The 16,700-nt window shown below is 68.2% G+C and carries 13 protein-coding genes; 7 read left to right on the top strand and 6 right to left on the bottom strand.

The window, feature by feature from the left end; genetic code table 11:
- Both FJQ54_RS01100 and FJQ54_RS01095 read right to left on the bottom strand, forming a co-directional pair.
- On the bottom strand, positions 1-747 hold a 747-nt coding region (locus FJQ54_RS01100; protein ID WP_207790333.1), incomplete at its 3' end, for an IS4/Tn5 family transposase DNA-binding protein.
- A gap of 83 nt (positions 748-830) precedes the next feature.
- Positions 831-2,342, bottom strand: a complete 1,512-nt coding sequence (locus FJQ54_RS01095) for a bactofilin family protein (protein WP_140926472.1) — start codon at positions 2,340-2,342, stop codon at positions 831-833.
- A 221-nt stretch (positions 2,343-2,563) separates the two neighbouring features.
- Here FJQ54_RS01095 and FJQ54_RS01090 point away from each other — a divergent pair, with 221 nt between their 5' ends.
- The 5 genes from FJQ54_RS01090 to FJQ54_RS01070 all read left to right on the top strand — a co-directional run bounded on the left by FJQ54_RS01090 (position 2,564) and on the right by FJQ54_RS01070 (position 8,961).
- The gene (locus FJQ54_RS01090) at positions 2,564-3,214 is read left to right on the top strand and encodes an RNA polymerase sigma factor (protein WP_235890258.1); all 651 of its coding nucleotides are present in this window, start codon (positions 2,564-2,566) and stop codon (positions 3,212-3,214) included.
- On the top strand, positions 3,211-4,053 hold the full coding sequence (locus tag FJQ54_RS01085; protein ID WP_140926470.1) for a hypothetical protein: 843 nt from the start codon (positions 3,211-3,213) through the stop codon (positions 4,051-4,053). The genes FJQ54_RS01090 and FJQ54_RS01085 overlap by 4 nt, the downstream gene beginning before the upstream one ends.
- A gap of 105 nt (positions 4,054-4,158) precedes the next feature.
- The gene (locus tag FJQ54_RS01080; protein WP_140926469.1) at positions 4,159-6,183 is read left to right on the top strand and encodes a zinc metalloprotease; all 2,025 of its coding nucleotides are present in this window, start codon (positions 4,159-4,161) and stop codon (positions 6,181-6,183) included.
- A gap of 277 nt (positions 6,184-6,460) precedes the next feature.
- Positions 6,461-7,312 carry an efflux RND transporter periplasmic adaptor subunit gene (locus FJQ54_RS01075; RefSeq protein ID WP_181159930.1) on the top strand — a complete coding sequence of 284 codons (852 nt, stop codon included), beginning with the start codon at positions 6,461-6,463 and terminating at the stop codon, positions 7,310-7,312.
- Positions 7,309-8,961 (top strand): efflux RND transporter periplasmic adaptor subunit, encoded by a 1,653-nt coding sequence (locus FJQ54_RS01070; RefSeq protein ID WP_140926467.1) that lies wholly within the window; start codon positions 7,309-7,311, stop codon positions 8,959-8,961. Before FJQ54_RS01075 ends, FJQ54_RS01070 begins: the two co-directional genes overlap by 4 nt.
- A 522-nt stretch (positions 8,962-9,483) precedes the next feature.
- Here FJQ54_RS01070 and FJQ54_RS01065 read toward each other — a convergent pair.
- Genes FJQ54_RS01065 through FJQ54_RS01050 form a run of 4 tightly spaced genes read right to left on the bottom strand, consistent with a single transcriptional unit; the run spans position 9,484 to position 14,383 of the window.
- Positions 9,484-10,254, bottom strand: a complete 771-nt coding sequence (locus tag FJQ54_RS01065) for an ABC transporter ATP-binding protein (protein ID WP_140926466.1) — start codon at positions 10,252-10,254, stop codon at positions 9,484-9,486.
- Positions 10,251-11,045, bottom strand: coding sequence for an MlaE family ABC transporter permease (locus FJQ54_RS01060; RefSeq protein WP_140926465.1), 795 nt, complete (start codon positions 11,043-11,045; stop codon positions 10,251-10,253). The genes FJQ54_RS01065 and FJQ54_RS01060 overlap by 4 nt, the downstream gene beginning before the upstream one ends.
- A 60-nt stretch (positions 11,046-11,105) precedes the next feature.
- Entirely contained in the window at positions 11,106-11,666 is a 561-nt protein-coding gene (locus FJQ54_RS01055; protein ID WP_140926464.1) for a SixA phosphatase family protein, read from the bottom strand.
- 14 nt (positions 11,667-11,680) lie between these two features.
- Positions 11,681-14,383 (bottom strand): ATP-dependent DNA helicase, encoded by a 2,703-nt coding sequence (locus FJQ54_RS01050; protein ID WP_140926476.1) that lies wholly within the window; start codon positions 14,381-14,383, stop codon positions 11,681-11,683.
- On the opposite strand from FJQ54_RS01050, the gene FJQ54_RS01045 reads away from it, so the two are divergent.
- Together FJQ54_RS01045 and FJQ54_RS01040 are read left to right on the top strand one after the other, a co-directional pair.
- A complete protein-coding gene (locus tag FJQ54_RS01045; RefSeq protein WP_140926463.1) occupies positions 14,382-15,995 on the top strand; it encodes a lysine--tRNA ligase in 1,614 nt (537 codons plus the stop codon). The genes FJQ54_RS01050 and FJQ54_RS01045 overlap by 2 nt on opposite strands.
- Positions 15,992-16,687, top strand: coding sequence for a tetratricopeptide repeat protein (locus FJQ54_RS01040; protein WP_140926462.1), 696 nt, complete (start codon positions 15,992-15,994; stop codon positions 16,685-16,687). Before FJQ54_RS01045 ends, FJQ54_RS01040 begins: the two co-directional genes overlap by 4 nt.
- Positions 16,688-16,700: the final 13 nt, after the last annotated feature.

Below are 16,700 nucleotides of genomic sequence, written 5' to 3'. Positions count from 1 at the left end.
CATTTCGTCGGCGATCGTATGGCCACCGTCGCCAGCCAGACGATCGACACAGGTGCGGACCAAGAAATGCGTGCCGAGCGCCTGTGTTTCGCAGAAGAACTCGTAAATGTCGTTCTCTCGATCGCCAATGTGAACCAGTCGCTCCGGATCGCCTAGCAGGGTGGTCGATTGACGCATATTCTCGAGCCAGCGGTAGCTCTCCTTCTCCTCGATCGGCACGCGCGTGGGATTGATCCGCCGCTTCAACGCGTTGGCGCCCTTGAACTTGGTGCGGGTCCAGAATTTCGCCGCTGTCAGACCCAGTGGCAATCCCTCAGTCGTGATCGCAAGGCTGGAGTGCATGAGCAGGCCGCAGACCGTATGAAGCCGAAGCCGACCATTCTCATCACGCCGGCTCGGCGCAAGCCCGATGGCGCCAATCGTTTCAGGATTGCGCCTTTGATAGGAGAATTCGGTGGTGTCCTGTAAAACCAGGATGAACCCCTCAAGCGCCGCCGCGCGTGTCCGTGTCGCCTGAAAATGCCCGGCAAGTATGTCTCCCTCGTTCACCGAGCCATTAGACAAAAAACGGTAGGCCGCCTTTGTATTGGCCCAGTCTTGACACGCCATCGGTATCGGTGCGCCAATCGCTCCTGCCATCTGCTTAAGCATCGTTCGAAGCCGTTCGCCCAGTCGCTTATCACGAAAGGCGGCGGGATCGACTTCCCCGTCAGCCCATCCTGCCGCATCGAAAACGGACGTCTCCACGTTGCACCCCGCCAACCGATTCAGGTGCCAGGGAATGAATCATGCTTGATTCCAGACGGGCAATGCTCATGCGGCCAACGGAATCACGCTCGCGACCACTTGTGGGTAATTGAAAGGGTGTAGACCGTGTCGTCCGTTTCGCCTTCGTCGAGATCCTCCTCGATATCCTCGCTCGTCTCGATGTCCTCCGCGTTCATATACTGGTCGATGACAACGTCGGCTGTAGTCCGGGAAAGATCCAGAGCATAGACGATATCCGTGCTCGATCCGCTGGCAGTGATGAAACCGGTGTTTTCAATCTTGGTGAGGGTCCCGGAAAGATCCTGGATGGCATAGGCCTCGCCCTCCCCCTGCGAGCTGATGGCCGCCATGATCGTGCCACTGTTGTAGAGGGAGGAAACGGTTACCCCTTCGTTGATGAGCAGGGCCGTGGCTTTCGCATCCTGCGTCGTGGCCTGCACCGCTCCGGTTACCCCGATGCCGCCGGGCAGGCTGACGGTGCCTTCGGCACCGCCGATCACAATGCCGTACGCGTCTGTACGGCTATAGGTGGCGGTGCCCGAAACACCGCCCTCCACCAGCAGCGAGTAGCCGCCGTTCGCGGTGGGCAGCGTGCCGATCACGATATCCTTGTCGCTGGCGATCAGCATGCCGGGGCCGTTGCCATAGGCGATGACGGTGCCGCTGCCCTCGCTGCTGTCGACGACGCCGTCGTCGTCCTCGTCATCATCCGTGCTGCTGTTGTCGTCGGGCGGCACCGCCACGACGATCCCACCCGCGACATTGCCCGCCACCGAGACGGCCGGGGCACCGAGGCGCAGGTCGTAGCGGGACAGGTAGATTGTGTTGCCGTCGTCGTCATAAACAAAGGATGTCTGGTGCGCGACGGTGCCCTGGATGCGGATACTGCCGCCGACATCCCCCTCGATGCTCACCGCTCGCGCGCCAGCGCCGGTGACGACGATACTGCCCTCCAGCACGATGTTGCCTGTAACATCCGAGGTGCGGATGCCGTAGCTGTTGTCGCCCACCACCCGGATCGATCCACTGTTGGTCAAAGAGCCGACGAGTGTCGAATCCACCGCGATCCCGGCGGAATTCAGGCCTTCCAGGGTGATCGTGCCGGTGTTGGTGATGGAGCCGGTAACGCTGTCGCCCGACGCCACATGGATTCCATAGCGATTTTTCGCGGAGGCAATCGGCCCGTCGGCGATCGAATTGCCGTCCTCGTCCAACGGCACAAACTCTTCCAGCACCGAGATGGTGCCGCCGTTGGTGATGGTCGTCGTGACGCCGGGCTGAATCAGGACGCCCGTGGCGCCGTCCGCCTTTCCTGCGGTGATCTGGCCCGGCTCATCGTCGCTGTCGTCGCTGTCGTCGTCTTCGACCGTCACCGTGTTGCTGCTGTTCACGGTGATGGCCGCGCCGGTCGCAACGCTCAGCTCCGCGTCCTTCTTGATCAGGATATTCCCGGCGCTCAATGTATCGAGGGGGGTGGTGCTGTCCTTGCTGATAGTGGTGTCAGCCAGCGCCGGTGCCGCTGCAACGGCGAGTGTGACGATGCAGGGCGAGCCCAGCAGGGTGCTCAATTTCATTTCTAACGTCCTCGATTGAAGAAAGGGGACGCCAACGCCCGCACCGGCATTCCGGCGACAGAAACTGTGGAGAGCCTCGGGCAACGGTTGGTCATCCAACGATAAACGTTGCCGGTGCGCAGACCCTTCGCGCGCGACCGGGATTTTTTCCGGATACATCCGGGGTTCATTGCGCAACCCCTAGCCGAAAGCCTGAACGTCCCGCGGAACAGTGGTTGCCGGTGCCCCCTCAGCAGTCCCTTTCACAGCTTGAAGATGTCCCGGCATTCGCTGATGCCGGCCGCAATGCCGAAGCGGCGCTGCGGGCGGCGGATACGGATGACGCGCTGATGCGAAGGGCCGGCATCGGCGATGTCTGCGCCTTCGGGCGGCTGGTCGATCGCCACAGCCCCCGCATGTATCGCGTAGCCTATCGCCTGCTGACCGACGCGCAGGAAGCTGAGGATGCCGTGCAGGAATGTTTCACCCGGCTGTGGCAGAATGCGCCCCGCTGGGAAAGCCGCGGCGGCGGGCTGCTGACCTGGCTGCAGCAGGTGACGATCAACCTCTGCCTTGATCGGCTGCGCCGCTTTCGCGTGGTGCCCGACGGACCACTCCCTGAGATAGCGGACGAATCGCCCGGCCCCGAACGGCAACTGGCGATGCAACGGCTGGAGGAGGTGATCGATCAGGCGCTGTGTGCGCTTCCGCATCGGCATCGCGCCGCGCTTGTGCTATGCTATCTTGAAGGCGTTTCGAACCTGCTCGCGGGGGAAATGCTGGGCCTGAACCTGAAGGCGATGGAATCGCTGCTCTTCCGGGCACGGCGAAGCCTGCGGGAAGAGTTGGAACGCATGGGCATAGCGCCCGAGGATCTGAAACTGCTGGCATGAACGAAGCGACGGACAACCAGAAAGACGAACGCGTCGCGCACGCGTTGTCGAAGCTGCCCGAGCCCCCGTTGCCAGACGGGATGGCCGCGCGGATTACTGCCCGCGCGACGGCGACGGCACAGCTGGCCGCCGCCGATGTCGGTGCCGCGCCGAAGCTGCTTGTTGCCGCGCCCGGCGCCGTAGACCCGGCATCCGTGACGCGGGGGCGTCGGGCCGATAGCTGGCGCAGCTATGCTGCCGCCTCGGCCGCAGCTGTCGTGCTTCTCTCCATTGGCCTTGTCTCCATCAGCCTCCTCATGGCGCGCCCGGGGCAGGATTCCGGCGCCACCCCCTCCGTCACGCTGGCAGGCACGCCCGCGCTTCCTGCCGCGGAACCGGCAGCCGCGCCGGTCCGACTCGCCAACGCGCCCGCGCAACAGATGCGGCCTTCCTTCCCGGCAGAGTCGGCGAACGCGAAGCCTGCCCGCGCGCCGATCGATTTGAAGGCGGCCGATTTGAAGGCAAACGGGCCCTCTGCCGTTCCGCAGTCGCCCGCAGCTCTGCCAGAGGTTCGGCTCGCGCAGGACGAAGCCCCCGCTGTCTCGCCGGTCGATCCGCTCGCGTCCGAAAATAAGCTGGCACAATTCGGACCTCCCGCGCCCAGACAGGACAGCAAGCTTCCCGCCGAAGCCTATGGCCCGCCCGCGCCGACCGCGCTGGCAGCGGCCGGAGGGTCGGCTGCGCCGCCGGCCACGTCCGTCGAAGCCCCTGCCGCAGCCATCGCCTCCCATTCCGGGTCGCCTCCGGTACCCGCCCGTCCCCAGCCGCCCGCCGCACAGGGGCCAAGGCCCAGATTCTAGGATCAGGGCTGATTGCAGCGCGGCCCTTTTCAGGTTAGGAGCGACAGGGGTCGGAACTGCCGGATGGCCAATCAATCGCCTGTCTTGTTTACGCGTCGGCCCGGATTGGCGGCGGTTCGCACGCTGTTCCGGGATTCGCCGCGCTATATCGTCTCTGATGTGACGGCGGGGCGGCATCTGGCCGTTTCGCCCAAGGCCTATGCGCTGCTGGGGCGGCTGGATGGCGTGCGGCCGCTGCCCGTAGCGCTGGCGGAATTGCGACTGCCCCCGGCTGAGGGCGAGGCGCTGCTGCGGCAGTTAATTGCCGCCGGGCTGGTGTCTGCGCCGGGATTGGAGGCGGGGGTTGCTGCGCCTGTGGGGCCTATCGAAGGCAAAGCGCTGTTCCTGCGCCGCGAATTGCTGGAGCTGGGGCCGTGGATGCCGCTGGCGAACCGGCTGATGGGCTGGATGTTCCGCCCCGCCGTCGCCCTGCTGTGGGCGGTGCTGGCGATCACGGCGCTGCTGTTGTTCGTGGCGGACGATGGCCGATCCGACGTGATGGCGTGGGTGAACCAGTTCGATGCCCGCGCGGCCGTGCTGCTCTACATCCTGTTCCTCGCGCTGAAGGGGCTGCACGAACTGGGCCATGCCACCGCGCTGTGGCGCATGGCCGCGGCCGAGGGGCTGCCGGTGCAATCCATCCGCGCCGGGATTGCGGTGATGCTGATCATGCCCTTCCCCTTCACCAACGTGACGAGCGCCTGGCGGCTCAGGTCCAAGTGGCGGCGCGCCGTGGTGGGCGTGGCGGGCATGTATGTGGAAAGCTGGATCGCCATTTTCGCCGTGCTGCTGTGGGCGGCGAGCGACGATCCGCTGCTGCGGAGCGCCGCCATTCAGGTGGCGACGGTGGCTGCCGTGACGACCTTGCTGTTCAACCTGAACCCGTTCGGGCGGATGGACGGCTATTATGTCGCGTCTGACCTGCTGGAGCGGCCGAACCTGATGCAGCGTGCGTCGGCCGCCGCGATGGTGGTGCCCGCCCGGCTGTTCCGGGTTCGCCCGGCGGCAGAGCTGCCCCGGCCGGACCCATGGCTGATCGCCTATTGGCTGGGGATGCTGTCTTACCGGCTGCTGGTGTTCGCCGGGCTGGTGTGGCTGGCGCACAAGCTGTCGCCTTGGGCGGCGCTGCTGATGCTGGCGGTGGCCTTGTCCCTGCTGGTGGTGCGGCCCGCGCTGGGGACGGGGCGGCGGATGCTGGCGATGGCGGCCGAGCCTGCGCTGGTGAAGCGGCGGATGCTGCTGTTCGCGGGCGCTGTGCTGGCCTTTCTGTTCCTGCTGCCGCTGCCCGCCGGGGTTCCGGCCACGGGCGTGGCGGAGGCGCGCGGCGCGCGCTTCATCTACCCCCCGCGCGACGTGCGAGTGGCGGCGGTGGCCCCTGCGGGCGCGGGCGAGGGGATGGCACTGGAGCTGGAGTCGCCCGAACTGGCGGACGCACAGCGGCTGGCCACGATTCGCGGTGCGGAGGCCATGGCGCGCTGGCGGCAATCCGCCGATCTGGGCGGCGAAGGCGCGCAGGCCGCCGCCGAAGCCGCCGCCGGATTGCAGGCGACCGCCGCCGCGCTCGCCGGCGAGGAAGCGATGCTGCAAGTGCCCGCCGAGCCGGGCTGGGACCCGCTGAACGCCGGGGATTATGCCGGAAGCTGGGTGGCCCCGAACCCGCGCCAGCCGCTGGCCATCATCATCCCGAGCAACGACTGGCGGCTGCACGCGCTGGTAAGCGAAGGCGATGCGGACCGGGTGCGGGCCAGTTTCGCGCAGGGTCGCGCGCTGGCGCAGGCCCGCGTGGCCGGGCGGCCCGATCTGCGCTTTCGCGCCCGTATTATGGCAGTTGCCGACGATGCGACGCAGAAGCTCCCCTCTGAAGCGCTGGGCAAGCCCGCGGGCGGCCCGTTCACGGTGGACCCGACCGATCCGGCGCGGCGGCGCACCACCGTGCCAATGGTGGAAGTGTGGCTGGTGCCGGAGCCGGGCGCGCCCGCGCTCAGGCAGGGGCAGCGGGTGGAGCTGCGGCTGGGCGCCCCGGCACGGCCGCTGGCGTGGCAGGCGGCAACCGCCGCGATGCGGCTGCTGGACCCGCAGTCTGAACGTTGAAACCGCTTTGAAAAGGATTGGCGATCACAGTCTTTACAAGCCCGTCGGCCTTAGCCGCCGCTCCTCTCCCCCGCTCAGGCTGAGCTTGTCGAAGCCCATGGAGCTTGCCCACCCCGGCCCGGCCATAGTGCTTTCACGTCAGGGGCTTCGACAAGCTCAGCCTGAGCGGGGCGATATTGGCCGGAGCGGAACAAAGAACAGGTAAGCGATGCTTATTTCCAAAGAATACAATCGCCAAGGGATTGCCCCCATTTCGCAATCGCATAGAAGAACCGCCATGCGTCTGTTTCCTGCCCTTTTGCCGTTGCTCGCCGTCGCGGGGGCCGCTGCTGCGCAGGCCCCGGCTGCGAAACCTGCCGCGAAACCGGTGGCGCGCCCGGCGGCGGAGCCGCGCGCCGTTGCCATCTTCATGGCCGAACAGATGGTCGCGCTGCGTGCCGCCACCGATGGCCGCGTCGTCTCCGTGGGCGCGACAGAAGGCAGCCCCGTGCGCAAGGGCGCGGTGCTGGTGCAACTGGATGATCGCGAGCAGCGGGCGCGGGTGTCTCTGGCGGCGAAGGCGGCCGGGTCCAGCGCCGATGCGCGCGCCGCCGAGGTGCGGCGGCAGGAAGCGCAGGCCCGGCTGGAGGGTACGCAGAAGGCCAGCGCCAAGGGTGCCGCCACCGATTGGGAGCTGCGGCAGGCCCGCGCCGCCGCCGAGCAGGCCGGGCTGGAAAGCCGCGCCGCGCAGGATCGGCAATCGGTGGAGGGGCAGCGGCTCTCTCTGGAAAAGGTGATGCTTGAAAATTACGTCGCCCGCGCGCCGTTCGATGGCCGGGTGACGCGGATCGGCGCGCGGCCGGGCATGTCCGTCCGCAAATCCGACGTGCTGGCGACGGTGGTGAACATGTCCACCCTGCGCGGCGAAACCTTCGTGCCGGTGGCGCGCTATTCCGGCCTGAAGCAGGGGGCGACCTATCCGGTGGTGTTCGCCGCGCCCTTCAGCCGCACCCTTCCGGCGACGCTGATCTACATCGATCCGGTGATCGACGGCGGGCAGGTGCGCGCGGTGTTCCGCCTGCAAAACACCGGGGAGGCGCTGCCGTCCGGCCTGCAGGGAAGCGTGATCCTGAAGCCGCTGGCGAAATGAGCCGCCTGCGTCAGGCGCTCGACGCGCTCGCCACCGCCGGGCCGGACCGGCTGCGCGACCTCGCCGAGTTCCAGTCCCAGTTGCTAAACAGCGAAGCCTTCGCCATCGCCCGTGTAACGGCAGATGGCGACGTGCTGCCCGAGACGCTGGAACCCCCGGTGATGGCGCTGGCCCGCGCCGCCGCGCGTGACGGCGTGGCGGTGGAAGGGCGCGGCGCGGCGGGCGTGCTGGGGCCGGATGACGCCGGAATTCCCGTCGCCGTGCACCGGCTGGCGCAGGACACGCCGCTGGCGCAGGCGCTGGCGCGCGAGCGGCTGGAACTGATCCGTGCCATCGCCGCCGCGCACGCCGCCGGGCAGAACCCGGCGATGGAGGCGCTGCTGCTGGATGTCGCCGCCGCCGACTGGACAGACGCCGCCCTGCATCAGCTGGCCGTGCGCGCCGCCGCACTGGCCGGTGCGCCGCGCCTCGCCTTCGCCACGCTGCGGCGGCTGCGCGTGGTGCGGGTGGCCGACAGCCAGACCGCACAACTCTCCGCCGAATCGCGCCGGGCACTGGAACTCGCAGCCGGCGAAGTGGCCGATGGTGTCTCCGCCGCACCGAGCTCCGCCTTCACCGGCCTCGAACGGCTGGCCGATGGTGCGGCCCTGCACAGCAGCGCCAGCCTCTCGCCCGAAGGCGACGGCCTCGTGGTGCTGACATGGCCGCCCGGAGACGGGGCCGCCGCCGCTGCCTTCGCCCGCCGCGCTGCGCCCGTCGCCGTGGCGCGCCTCTATCGGCCGACACTCTCCACCCGCTTCGACAAGCTGGTCGCCACCGCGCCATGGCCTGCCTCCGTGCCCGTCGAGCGCCGCGCCCCGCTCGCCCGGCGCGGGCTGGCCGCGCTGCTGCTGCTCGCCCTGCTGCTGCCCCTGCCAGACCGGGTTCGCGCACCACTGACCATCGAGCCGCTGCAACGCCGGGTGGTGACCGCCCCGATCACCGCGCGCATCGACGAAGTCGCCGCAGATCCGGGCGATCAGGTGCAGGCGGGCGCGGTGCTGGTGCGCTTCGATTCCACGCAGATCGAGCGCGACCGCGACGAAGCCACCGCCGCCCTGCAAGCCGCCAGCACGCAGGCCGCCGCCGCCCGCGCAGACGGCGATGTGGAAGCCGAACGGCTGGCGCAGCTAAAGGCCGCGCAACTCGCCGGGCAAGTCGCGCTCCTGGAAACGCGGCTGGGCGAAACCATCGTCCGCGCCCCCATCGCCGGCACCGTGAACGGCGAAGACCTGCGGCGGCGCGTGGGCGCGACCATGGGCCGGGGCGACACGCTGTTCAGCATCGCCGCGCCGGGCGGCTATCGCGCCGAACTGCTGGTGGGCGACAGCGACGTCGGCCGGGTGCAACCGGGTGCTGCCGTCTCCATGCGCCTCGCCTCCCGCCCGCTCTCCCGCCTCAGCGGAACCGTCTCGCGCGTCTACCCGCTCTCGGAAGTGGTGGAAGGCCGCAACATCTTCCGCACCCTCGTCACCATCGACGCCAGTGATACCGATGGTCTGCGCGCGGGTATGTCCGGCAGCGGCTCCGTCACCGGCGGCTGGGCACCACTAGGCTGGCAGATTGTCCGCCCCGCTGTGCGCTGGGTGCGGCTGAAGCTCTGGGTTTGAGCCGGGGCGGTTAGGGGTTCTTGCCTCCGGCGGGCAGGGCTCTGCCCTGCACCCGGCAGGGGAATCATTCCCCTGCACCCCCGAAGTTGGCGTTGTGCTCCACCTGCAGCGTTGTGTGTGTGTGATCAGATTCGATTGCCTGCGGCGCAACAGGCTCTCTCTCCCCTCTGGGGAGATAGGTGGAGAGAGGGGAGCAACGCCGGGACTGATCCACTAACCTCCGCACCCGCTCCCAACCTCCCCACCCGCTCAGCCTGAGCCTGTCGAAGGCCCCTGAACATACCCGCCACCCTCCCCACACCCCGAACCGTCACCCCGGATCAAGCCCGGGGTGACGTGGGGAGAGGTGGGTGGGACAGACCCCAAAGCGCCGCAGGCCATAAACTCTAACCTCGCGCCAAGCGGATGGCCCCCACCCCAACCCCTCCCCTGCAGGGGAGGGGCTACACAAAAAACGTCGGGGGTGCAGGGGCGTCACGCCCCTGCCGGGGTGAAGGGGCAGAGCCCCTTCGAAAACGTTCGTCAGCCGTTCGCGCCAGCCGTGATCGGCCCTTCCGACCGCCCGTGCACGAACTGGTCCACGAAGGCGTTGCCGCTGCTGTCCAGCTGCGAAACCGGGCCGTCCCACAGGATGCGGCCGCCGTGCAGCATGGCGATGCGGTCTGCGATGTGGCGGGCGGAGGCCATGTCGTGGGTGATCGTCAGCGCGGTGGCACCCATCGCGCTGACTTGCTGGCGGATGAGGGCGTTGATGGTGTCGGCGCGGATCGGGTCCAGCCCGGTGGTGGGTTCGTCGAAGAACAGGATTTCCGGGTTGGCGGCAATCGCCCGGGCCAGCGCCACGCGCTTCTGCATCCCGCCGGACAATTCGGACGGGCGCAGGTCTGCCACGCGCGGCTCCAGCCCCACCTTGGCGAGATTTTCCACCGCGATTTTGTGCATCGCCGCGCCCGCGCCCAGCTTGCCCTGCGTCAGCGCGAAGGTGACGTTGCGCCAAACCGGCAGCGAATCGAACAGCGCGCCGCCTTGGAACAACATGCCGAAGCGGGCGCGGGCCTGTTCCAGCGCCTTGCCCTTCAGGCCGACCAGTTCCTGCCCGTCCAGCTTGATGGAGCCGGAATCGGGGTGGATCAGGCCGAGGATGCACTTCAGCAGCACGGATTTGCCGGTGCCCGAGCCGCCGATGATCACGAGGCTTTCGCCCACCGCCACATCCAGATCGACCCCGTCCAGCACGACCTTGGGGCCGAACGCCTTCTTCAGGCCACGGATGGAAAGGCGCGGCACGCTCATCCGCCGAACACCGCGACGGTGATGGCGAGGTTGAACATCAGGATCAGGATGAAGGCGGTGACGACGCTGTTGGTGGTGGCGCGCCCCACGCCCGCCGCGCCGCCGCCCGAGCGATAGCCATGGTAGCAGCCCGCCAGCGCCAGCAGGAAGCCGAACACGGCGGCCTTCACCAGGCTGGAAACGATATCGTCCGCCTCCAGATAGCGCATGGTGGTGGCGAGATAGGTGCTGCCGTTGAAATCCAGCCGATAGACAGCGAGCAGATAACCGCCCAGAATCCCGACGATATTGGCGACGCCCACCAGCACCGGCATCATCAGCGTGGCGGCAATGATGCGCGGCGCGATCAGGTAGCGCCATGGGTCGGTGCGCAGCGTCACCATGGCGTCCAGCTGCTCCGTCACGCGCATGGTCGCCAGTTCGGCGGCAATCGCCGAGGAGACCCGCCCCGCCACCATCAGCCCCGCCAGCACCGGGCCGAGTTCGCGCACCATGGCGATCACGGTGACGGCGGGCACGGTGGATTCGGCGGAAAAGCGCTGCCCGCCGACATAGATTTGCTGCGCCAACGCCGCCCCGGTGAACAGCGCCGTCATCCCCACCACCGGCAGCGAGAACCAGCCGATCAGCGCCATCTGCTCGAACAGGCGGGCGGGATACCAGGGCGGCGTCAGCATGGCGCGCACGGCACGCCCGGCGAACATCGCCAGCCGGCCGATGCCCGCCAGCAGCGAAAGCGCGAAGCTGCCCAGCACGATCAGCGGGCGGAATAGGGTATCGGCGAGGACCATCAAGCGCGCTGGTAGCGGGGGAGACGGGGGAACGGCAAGCCCGCCGCTGCCCTTCGCGCCTCAGTCATCCGGGCCAAGCGTCGAATCCAGATCACGCGGGCGGACGAACGCGGTCAGGCGGCCCGGCATATGCTCCTCCGCCGCAGCCCAGCTTTCCACGTCCAGCTCGATGGTCGCGAAGGTGGCGGTGGGATATTTGATCTCCGCTTCCGCGCGCAACGCAGAGACGTCCTCCTCCGTCGCCAGCAGCAGCAGATCTTCAAGACCCGGATTGTGGCCGATCAGCAGCAGCGTCTCCACACTGTCCGGCGTTTCCCGCAGGATATCGAACAGCGAGGCGGCAGAGGCCATGTAGATGCGTTTATCGAACACGGGCGACAGCTTGCGGCCCAGCCCGGATTCGACGCCCTCGATCGTCTGGCGGATGCGCAGCGCCGGGGAGGCGATCACGCTATCGAACTGCAGCTGCTGCTCTTTCAGCCATTCGCCCATGCGGCGCGCGGCGCGATGGCCGCGCCCGTTCAGCGGCCTGTCGAAATCGCGCTCCACAGGATCGTCCCAGCTGGATTTGGCGTGGCGCAGCAGATTGAGACGCTTCGTGGCTATGGCACCGCTCCCCATTTGTCCGCCTTGTCCTAAAGCTGCCGCTCCGACGGCACAATCCCCGTAGGGGCGCCCTCGTTCAGGAAGTCGCGGATAGCGGCAGCCGCATCCGCCAGCGGCACGCGGGACACCTGCACGTCCGGCGGGAAGGCCGACAGCAAGCGGCTGGGGGTGGAGGCCCCCAGCAGCACGAACGCGCCCTTGTCCTCCGCCGAACGGATCAGCCGCCCGAACGCCTGCGCCAAGCGGTGGCGAACCGCCATCTCCTCATAGGCAGACCCGCCGAACGCCGCCCGCCGCGCCGCGTTGAGGATGGTCGGGCGGGACCATGGCACCCCTTCGAACACGATCAGCCGCAGCGATTCGCCGGGCACATCCACGCCATCCCGCAGGGCATCGGTGCCGAACAGGGTGGCGCGGCGGTCGGCGCGGAACAGGTCCACCAGCGTGCCGGTATCCACGGCATCCACATGCTGCGCCAGCAGCGGCAGCCCCGCGCGCGCCATGCGGTCCGCCAGCCGCGCATGCACCGCGCGCAGCCGGGCGATGGCGGTGAACAGCCCCAGCGTGCCGCCGCCCGCCGCCTCGATCAGCGCATGATAGGCGTGGGCGAGGCTGGCGGTGTTGCCACGCTCCACGTCCGTCACGATGAACACGCGCGCCTGTGCGGCATAATCGAACGGGCTCGCCACACGGAAGATGTGCGGGCTGACGGACAGATGCGCCGCCCCTGCCGCCGCTTCCGGCGGATCGCCCAGCGTCGCGGAGGTGACAAGCACGCCATGCGCCGGGGCCAGCACCGCGCCTGCCAGCGGTTTCAGCGGGTCCAGCCAGTGCCGCCAGATGCCGCAATCAATCTCCCGCCCCTCCGCGCGGATCAGCGCGAACCAGTCGACGAAATCGGCCTCCGGTTCGCCCGACACTCGGGCCAGCAGCCGCTGCCACGCCCCCAGCAGGTCCAGCCGCAGTTGCAGCCCTTCGGCAGCGGCGGAGAGGCGGGCGATGCCGGATTGATCCAGCCATTCGGGCCGCTCCTCCGCCAGCGCCGACAGCCGCGCTTTCAGCGTCAGCATGGCGCGCGCCATGCGCGAGAAGCAGGCCGCCGCGCCATCCACCGCTTCGGGCAGGCCGGGCGCGAGGCTGGCGATGCCGGTTTCAAGGCTGAAGCCCCGCTCCTCGTCGCTGGCGCGGGTGAGGACATGGGTGCGGACGGCGGCGATCAGCGTTTCGATGGGGCCTTCGGGTTCGCCTGCGCCGATGCGGCTCAGCCAGTCCGCGCCGGGCAATTCGGTGGCGAGGTGCAGCACTTCCTCCAGCGCGGTGCCCCCCTCGCCATCATAGCTGGTCACGTCCATCAGCCGCGCGGAAAGCCCCCGGCGACGGCCGGAACGGCGGCCGGGCCGATCCGGCCCCAGCAGCCAGCGGCGCAGCTCGATCGCCTCCCCGCCGGAGAGCACGACCGCGAAGGCGCTGTCGGCCGCGGAATGCAGATGATGGCCTTCATCGAACACCAGCCGCGTCAGCCCCTGCCCCTCAGCGCGCGCACGCACGGCATTGGCCATCACCAGCGCATGGTTGGCGATCACGAGGCCGGCCTTCTGCCCCTCCCGCACGGAGCGTTCGATGAAGCAGCGCCGGTAATGCGGGCAGGCGGAGCGGATGCACTCGCCGCGCCGATCCGTCAGCGCGGGCAGCGCAGCGCCGCGCCGGAACAGGCCGGGCAGCCAGCCGGGCAAATCGCCGCCCACCATGTCGCCATCGGCGGTAAATCTGGCCCACCGCGCCACCAGTTCGGCGAACACCCCCTGCCGCCCGGCGAAGCTGCCCTGCATCGCATCTTCAAGGTTCAGCAGGCACAGGTAATTTTCCCGCCCCTTGCGCACCACGATCTGCCCGGCCGCCAGCATGCCGGGCAGGCTGCGCCGGGTTTCCGCCTTCAACTGCCGCTGCAACGCGCGGGTGAAGGTGGAGAGCCAAACCTGCTCCCCGGTTTCCGCCGCGTGCAGGCTGGCAGGCGCGAGGTAGCCCAAGGTCTTGCCGATGCCGGTGCCTGCTTCCGCCACCACCAGATTGGGGCCGTCGCGGCTGTCACGCGGCTGGAAGGCGTGGGCCGCGGCCAGCGTATAGGCCTTCTGCCCCTCGCGCGGTTCGCGGCGGCTGCCCGCCAGTTGCGCCAGCTGGGCCAGCAGCTGCTCGTCGGAATGGCGGCGCACCAGTGGCGGCAGGCGCGGCGGCGCATCCTGCCATTCCGGCAGCGCATCGAAGATGGAGGCCGCCGCCGGGCTGGTTCCCATCGCCGCGCTGACAGGTTCCGCCCACAGCCAGCCCTTGCGCTGCAAGCGGTAGAGGCTGTCCGCCGCGCCCGCGCGATGCGGCCACTGCCTGTCCGCCAGCCGATCCAGCAGGGCGGCGGCCGCCGTTTGCAGGAAAGCGGCCTCGTCCGCCTCCCGCGTGGGCAGTTCCAGCCCCAGCGCGTCCGCCAGCCCGCGCGCGGAAGGCACGAGGAACATCGCCGGAGAGGCAAAGGCCCAGAGCTCCAGCAGGTCCAGCCCGGAGACTTCCGGCAGCCCCAGCCGCGCCGCCACCTGCGGCGCGTTCAGCAGAAGATGCGGCGTATCCGCCAGCCGCCGCACAGCTTCGGCCCGCGAAACCGCCTCCACACGGCCGCCCGCATCGGCCCGCCAGACACCGGCATGGCTTGCAACAAGCGCAGGATAAAGCGAAGGGGCGACCATGTTCACCGGACTCGACAGCCTTTCGCCCCAAGATTTGCAAGCCCTGCGCGACGAAGCGCAGGTGAGCAAGGCCTGGCCGTTCGAGGAAGCGCGAAAACTGATCGCCCGCTATCCGAACGGCTTCCCGGCTGAAGGGGTGATTTTCGAAACCGGCTATGGCCCCTCCGGTCTGCCGCATATCGGCACCTTTGGCGAAGTGGTGCGCACCACCATGGTGCGGCGCGCCTTCCAGTTGCTGTGCCCCGGCGTGCCCACCCGGCTGATCGCCTTCAGCGACGATATGGACGGCATGCGCAAGGTGCCGCCGCACCTGCCCAATCAGGAATTGCTGAAGGCCGCGCTGGACCTGCCCTTGACGGTGGTGCCCGATCCGTTCGGCACGCACAGCAGCTTCGGCGCGCACAACAACGCCCGGCTGCGCGCCTTCTTGGACAGTTTCGGCTTCGAATATGAATTCCTCAGTTCTACGGATTGCTACAAGTCCGGCCGGTTCGACGCCACGCTGCTGAAGGTGCTGGCGAATTACGAGAAGATCATGGCCGTGATGCTGCCCACGCTGGGGGCCGAACGGCAGGCGACCTATTCGCCTTTCCTTCCGGTTTCGCCCACCACCGGCAAGGTGCTGCAAGTGCCGATCACCGCGCGCGATGAAGCGGCGGGGACCATTTCCTATGCCGACCCGGATACGGGCGAGACCATCACCGTTCCCGTCACCGGCGGCCATTGCAAGCTGCAATGGAAGGTGGATTGGGCGATGCGCTGGGTGGCGCTGGGCGTCGATTACGAGATGGCGGGCAAGGATCTGATCGATTCGGTGAAGCTCTCCAGCCAGATCACCCGAATATTGGGCGCGAAGCCGCCGGAAGGCTTCAATTACGAGCTGTTCCTCGATGGCGAGGGCGCGAAGATTTCCAAGACGAAGGGCAATGGCCTGACGATCGAGGAATGGCTGCGCTATGCCCCGCCGGAAAGCCTCGCCTTTTACATGTTCCAGCAGCCCCGCGCGGCAAAGAAGCTGTATCTGGGGGTGATCCCCAAGGCGATGGACGACTATTTCCAGTTCGTCGCCGCCTTCCCGCACCAGAGCGCGAAGGAGCAGCTGGGCAACCCCGCCTTCCATGTGCACGGCGGCCCGCCGCCCGCCTATGCGCCGCCGGTGCCGTTCGCGCTGCTGCTGAACCTTGTCGCCGTCTCCGGCGCGACGGATGCGGCGATGCTGGGGGCCTATCTGAAGCGCTACGCCCCGCAGTGCGAGCCGGAAGCGGACCCGCGGCTTAAGGCGCTGATCGACGCGGCCATCGCCTTCCACGCCGATCATGTGGCCCCCACGCTGAAGCGGCGCGCCCCGGATGCCCGCGAACGCGAGGCGCTGGTGGAGCTGGAAGTCTGGCTGCAGGGCCATGCGGAGGCAGACGCGGAAGCGATCCAGTTCGAAGTGTATGAAATCGGCAAGCGTTATGGTTTTGAGCCACTTCGCAGCTGGTTTCAGGCGCTGTATGAAATCCTTCTGGGATCGTCGCAGGGGCCGCGCATGGGCACATTCTTCGCGCTCTATGGTGTGGAAAACAGCCGCCGCCTGATCGGCGAAGCGCTGGGGGAAGTGCCCGCATGAAGCTGCGCGCCGCGCTGCTGTTGCTGCTGGCGACGCCTGTTGTCGCCGCACCGGCCAGCCCGGATGAGCTGTTCATGGCGGGCGACTATCGCGAGGCCGCAGCCGCGGGCCGGGCGCTGGGCACCACGCAGGGTTACCTGCTGGCGGGGCGGGCCACCGCCGCGCGCGCCACGCTGCAAGCCACCGACAAGGCCGTCGCGCGCGAGTTGCTGAAGCTGGCGCAGGCCGATTTCGATTCGGCGCTGGCCAAGTCTCCGGGCGAATTCGATGCGCTGCTGCAAAAGGCGGTGGTGATCGGCTATCGCGCCAAGCTGGATTCCGCCCCCGCGCTCGCCAAGCAGGCGCGGCGCAATTTCGAGGCGATATTGGCACGCAACCCGGAGAACCCGCTGGCCAACGCCGCGCTGGCCGGCTGGCACGGGGAATCGGTGGCGACGCTGGGTGGCTTCGTGGCGGGCGCGGCGCTGGGGGCAAAGGAATCCGAGGCCATCCGCCTGTATGAAAAGGCGATCACCCTGCCCGGCGCAGACCCGATGGTGCCGCACTTCTACGCGCTGAACCTGCTGTCGTTGTCGGCAGACAATGCGCCCCGCGCCAAGGCGCTGTTGCAGCGCAGCCTGAAAGCGCCCCCGCGCGACGGCTTCGAAATGCTGTTGCAGAAGCAGGCGCGGGTGATTCTGCCGCTGCTGTAAAAAGGCGATGTGG

Source organism: Sandaracinobacter neustonicus (assembly GCF_006385875.1).
In the GTDB taxonomy this organism is placed as follows: Bacteria; Pseudomonadota; Alphaproteobacteria; order Sphingomonadales; family Sphingomonadaceae; genus Sandaracinobacteroides; species Sandaracinobacteroides neustonicus.
The sequence above is the reverse complement of the archived record's forward strand: the minus strand, read 5'-3'. Positions and strand labels throughout refer to the sequence as shown.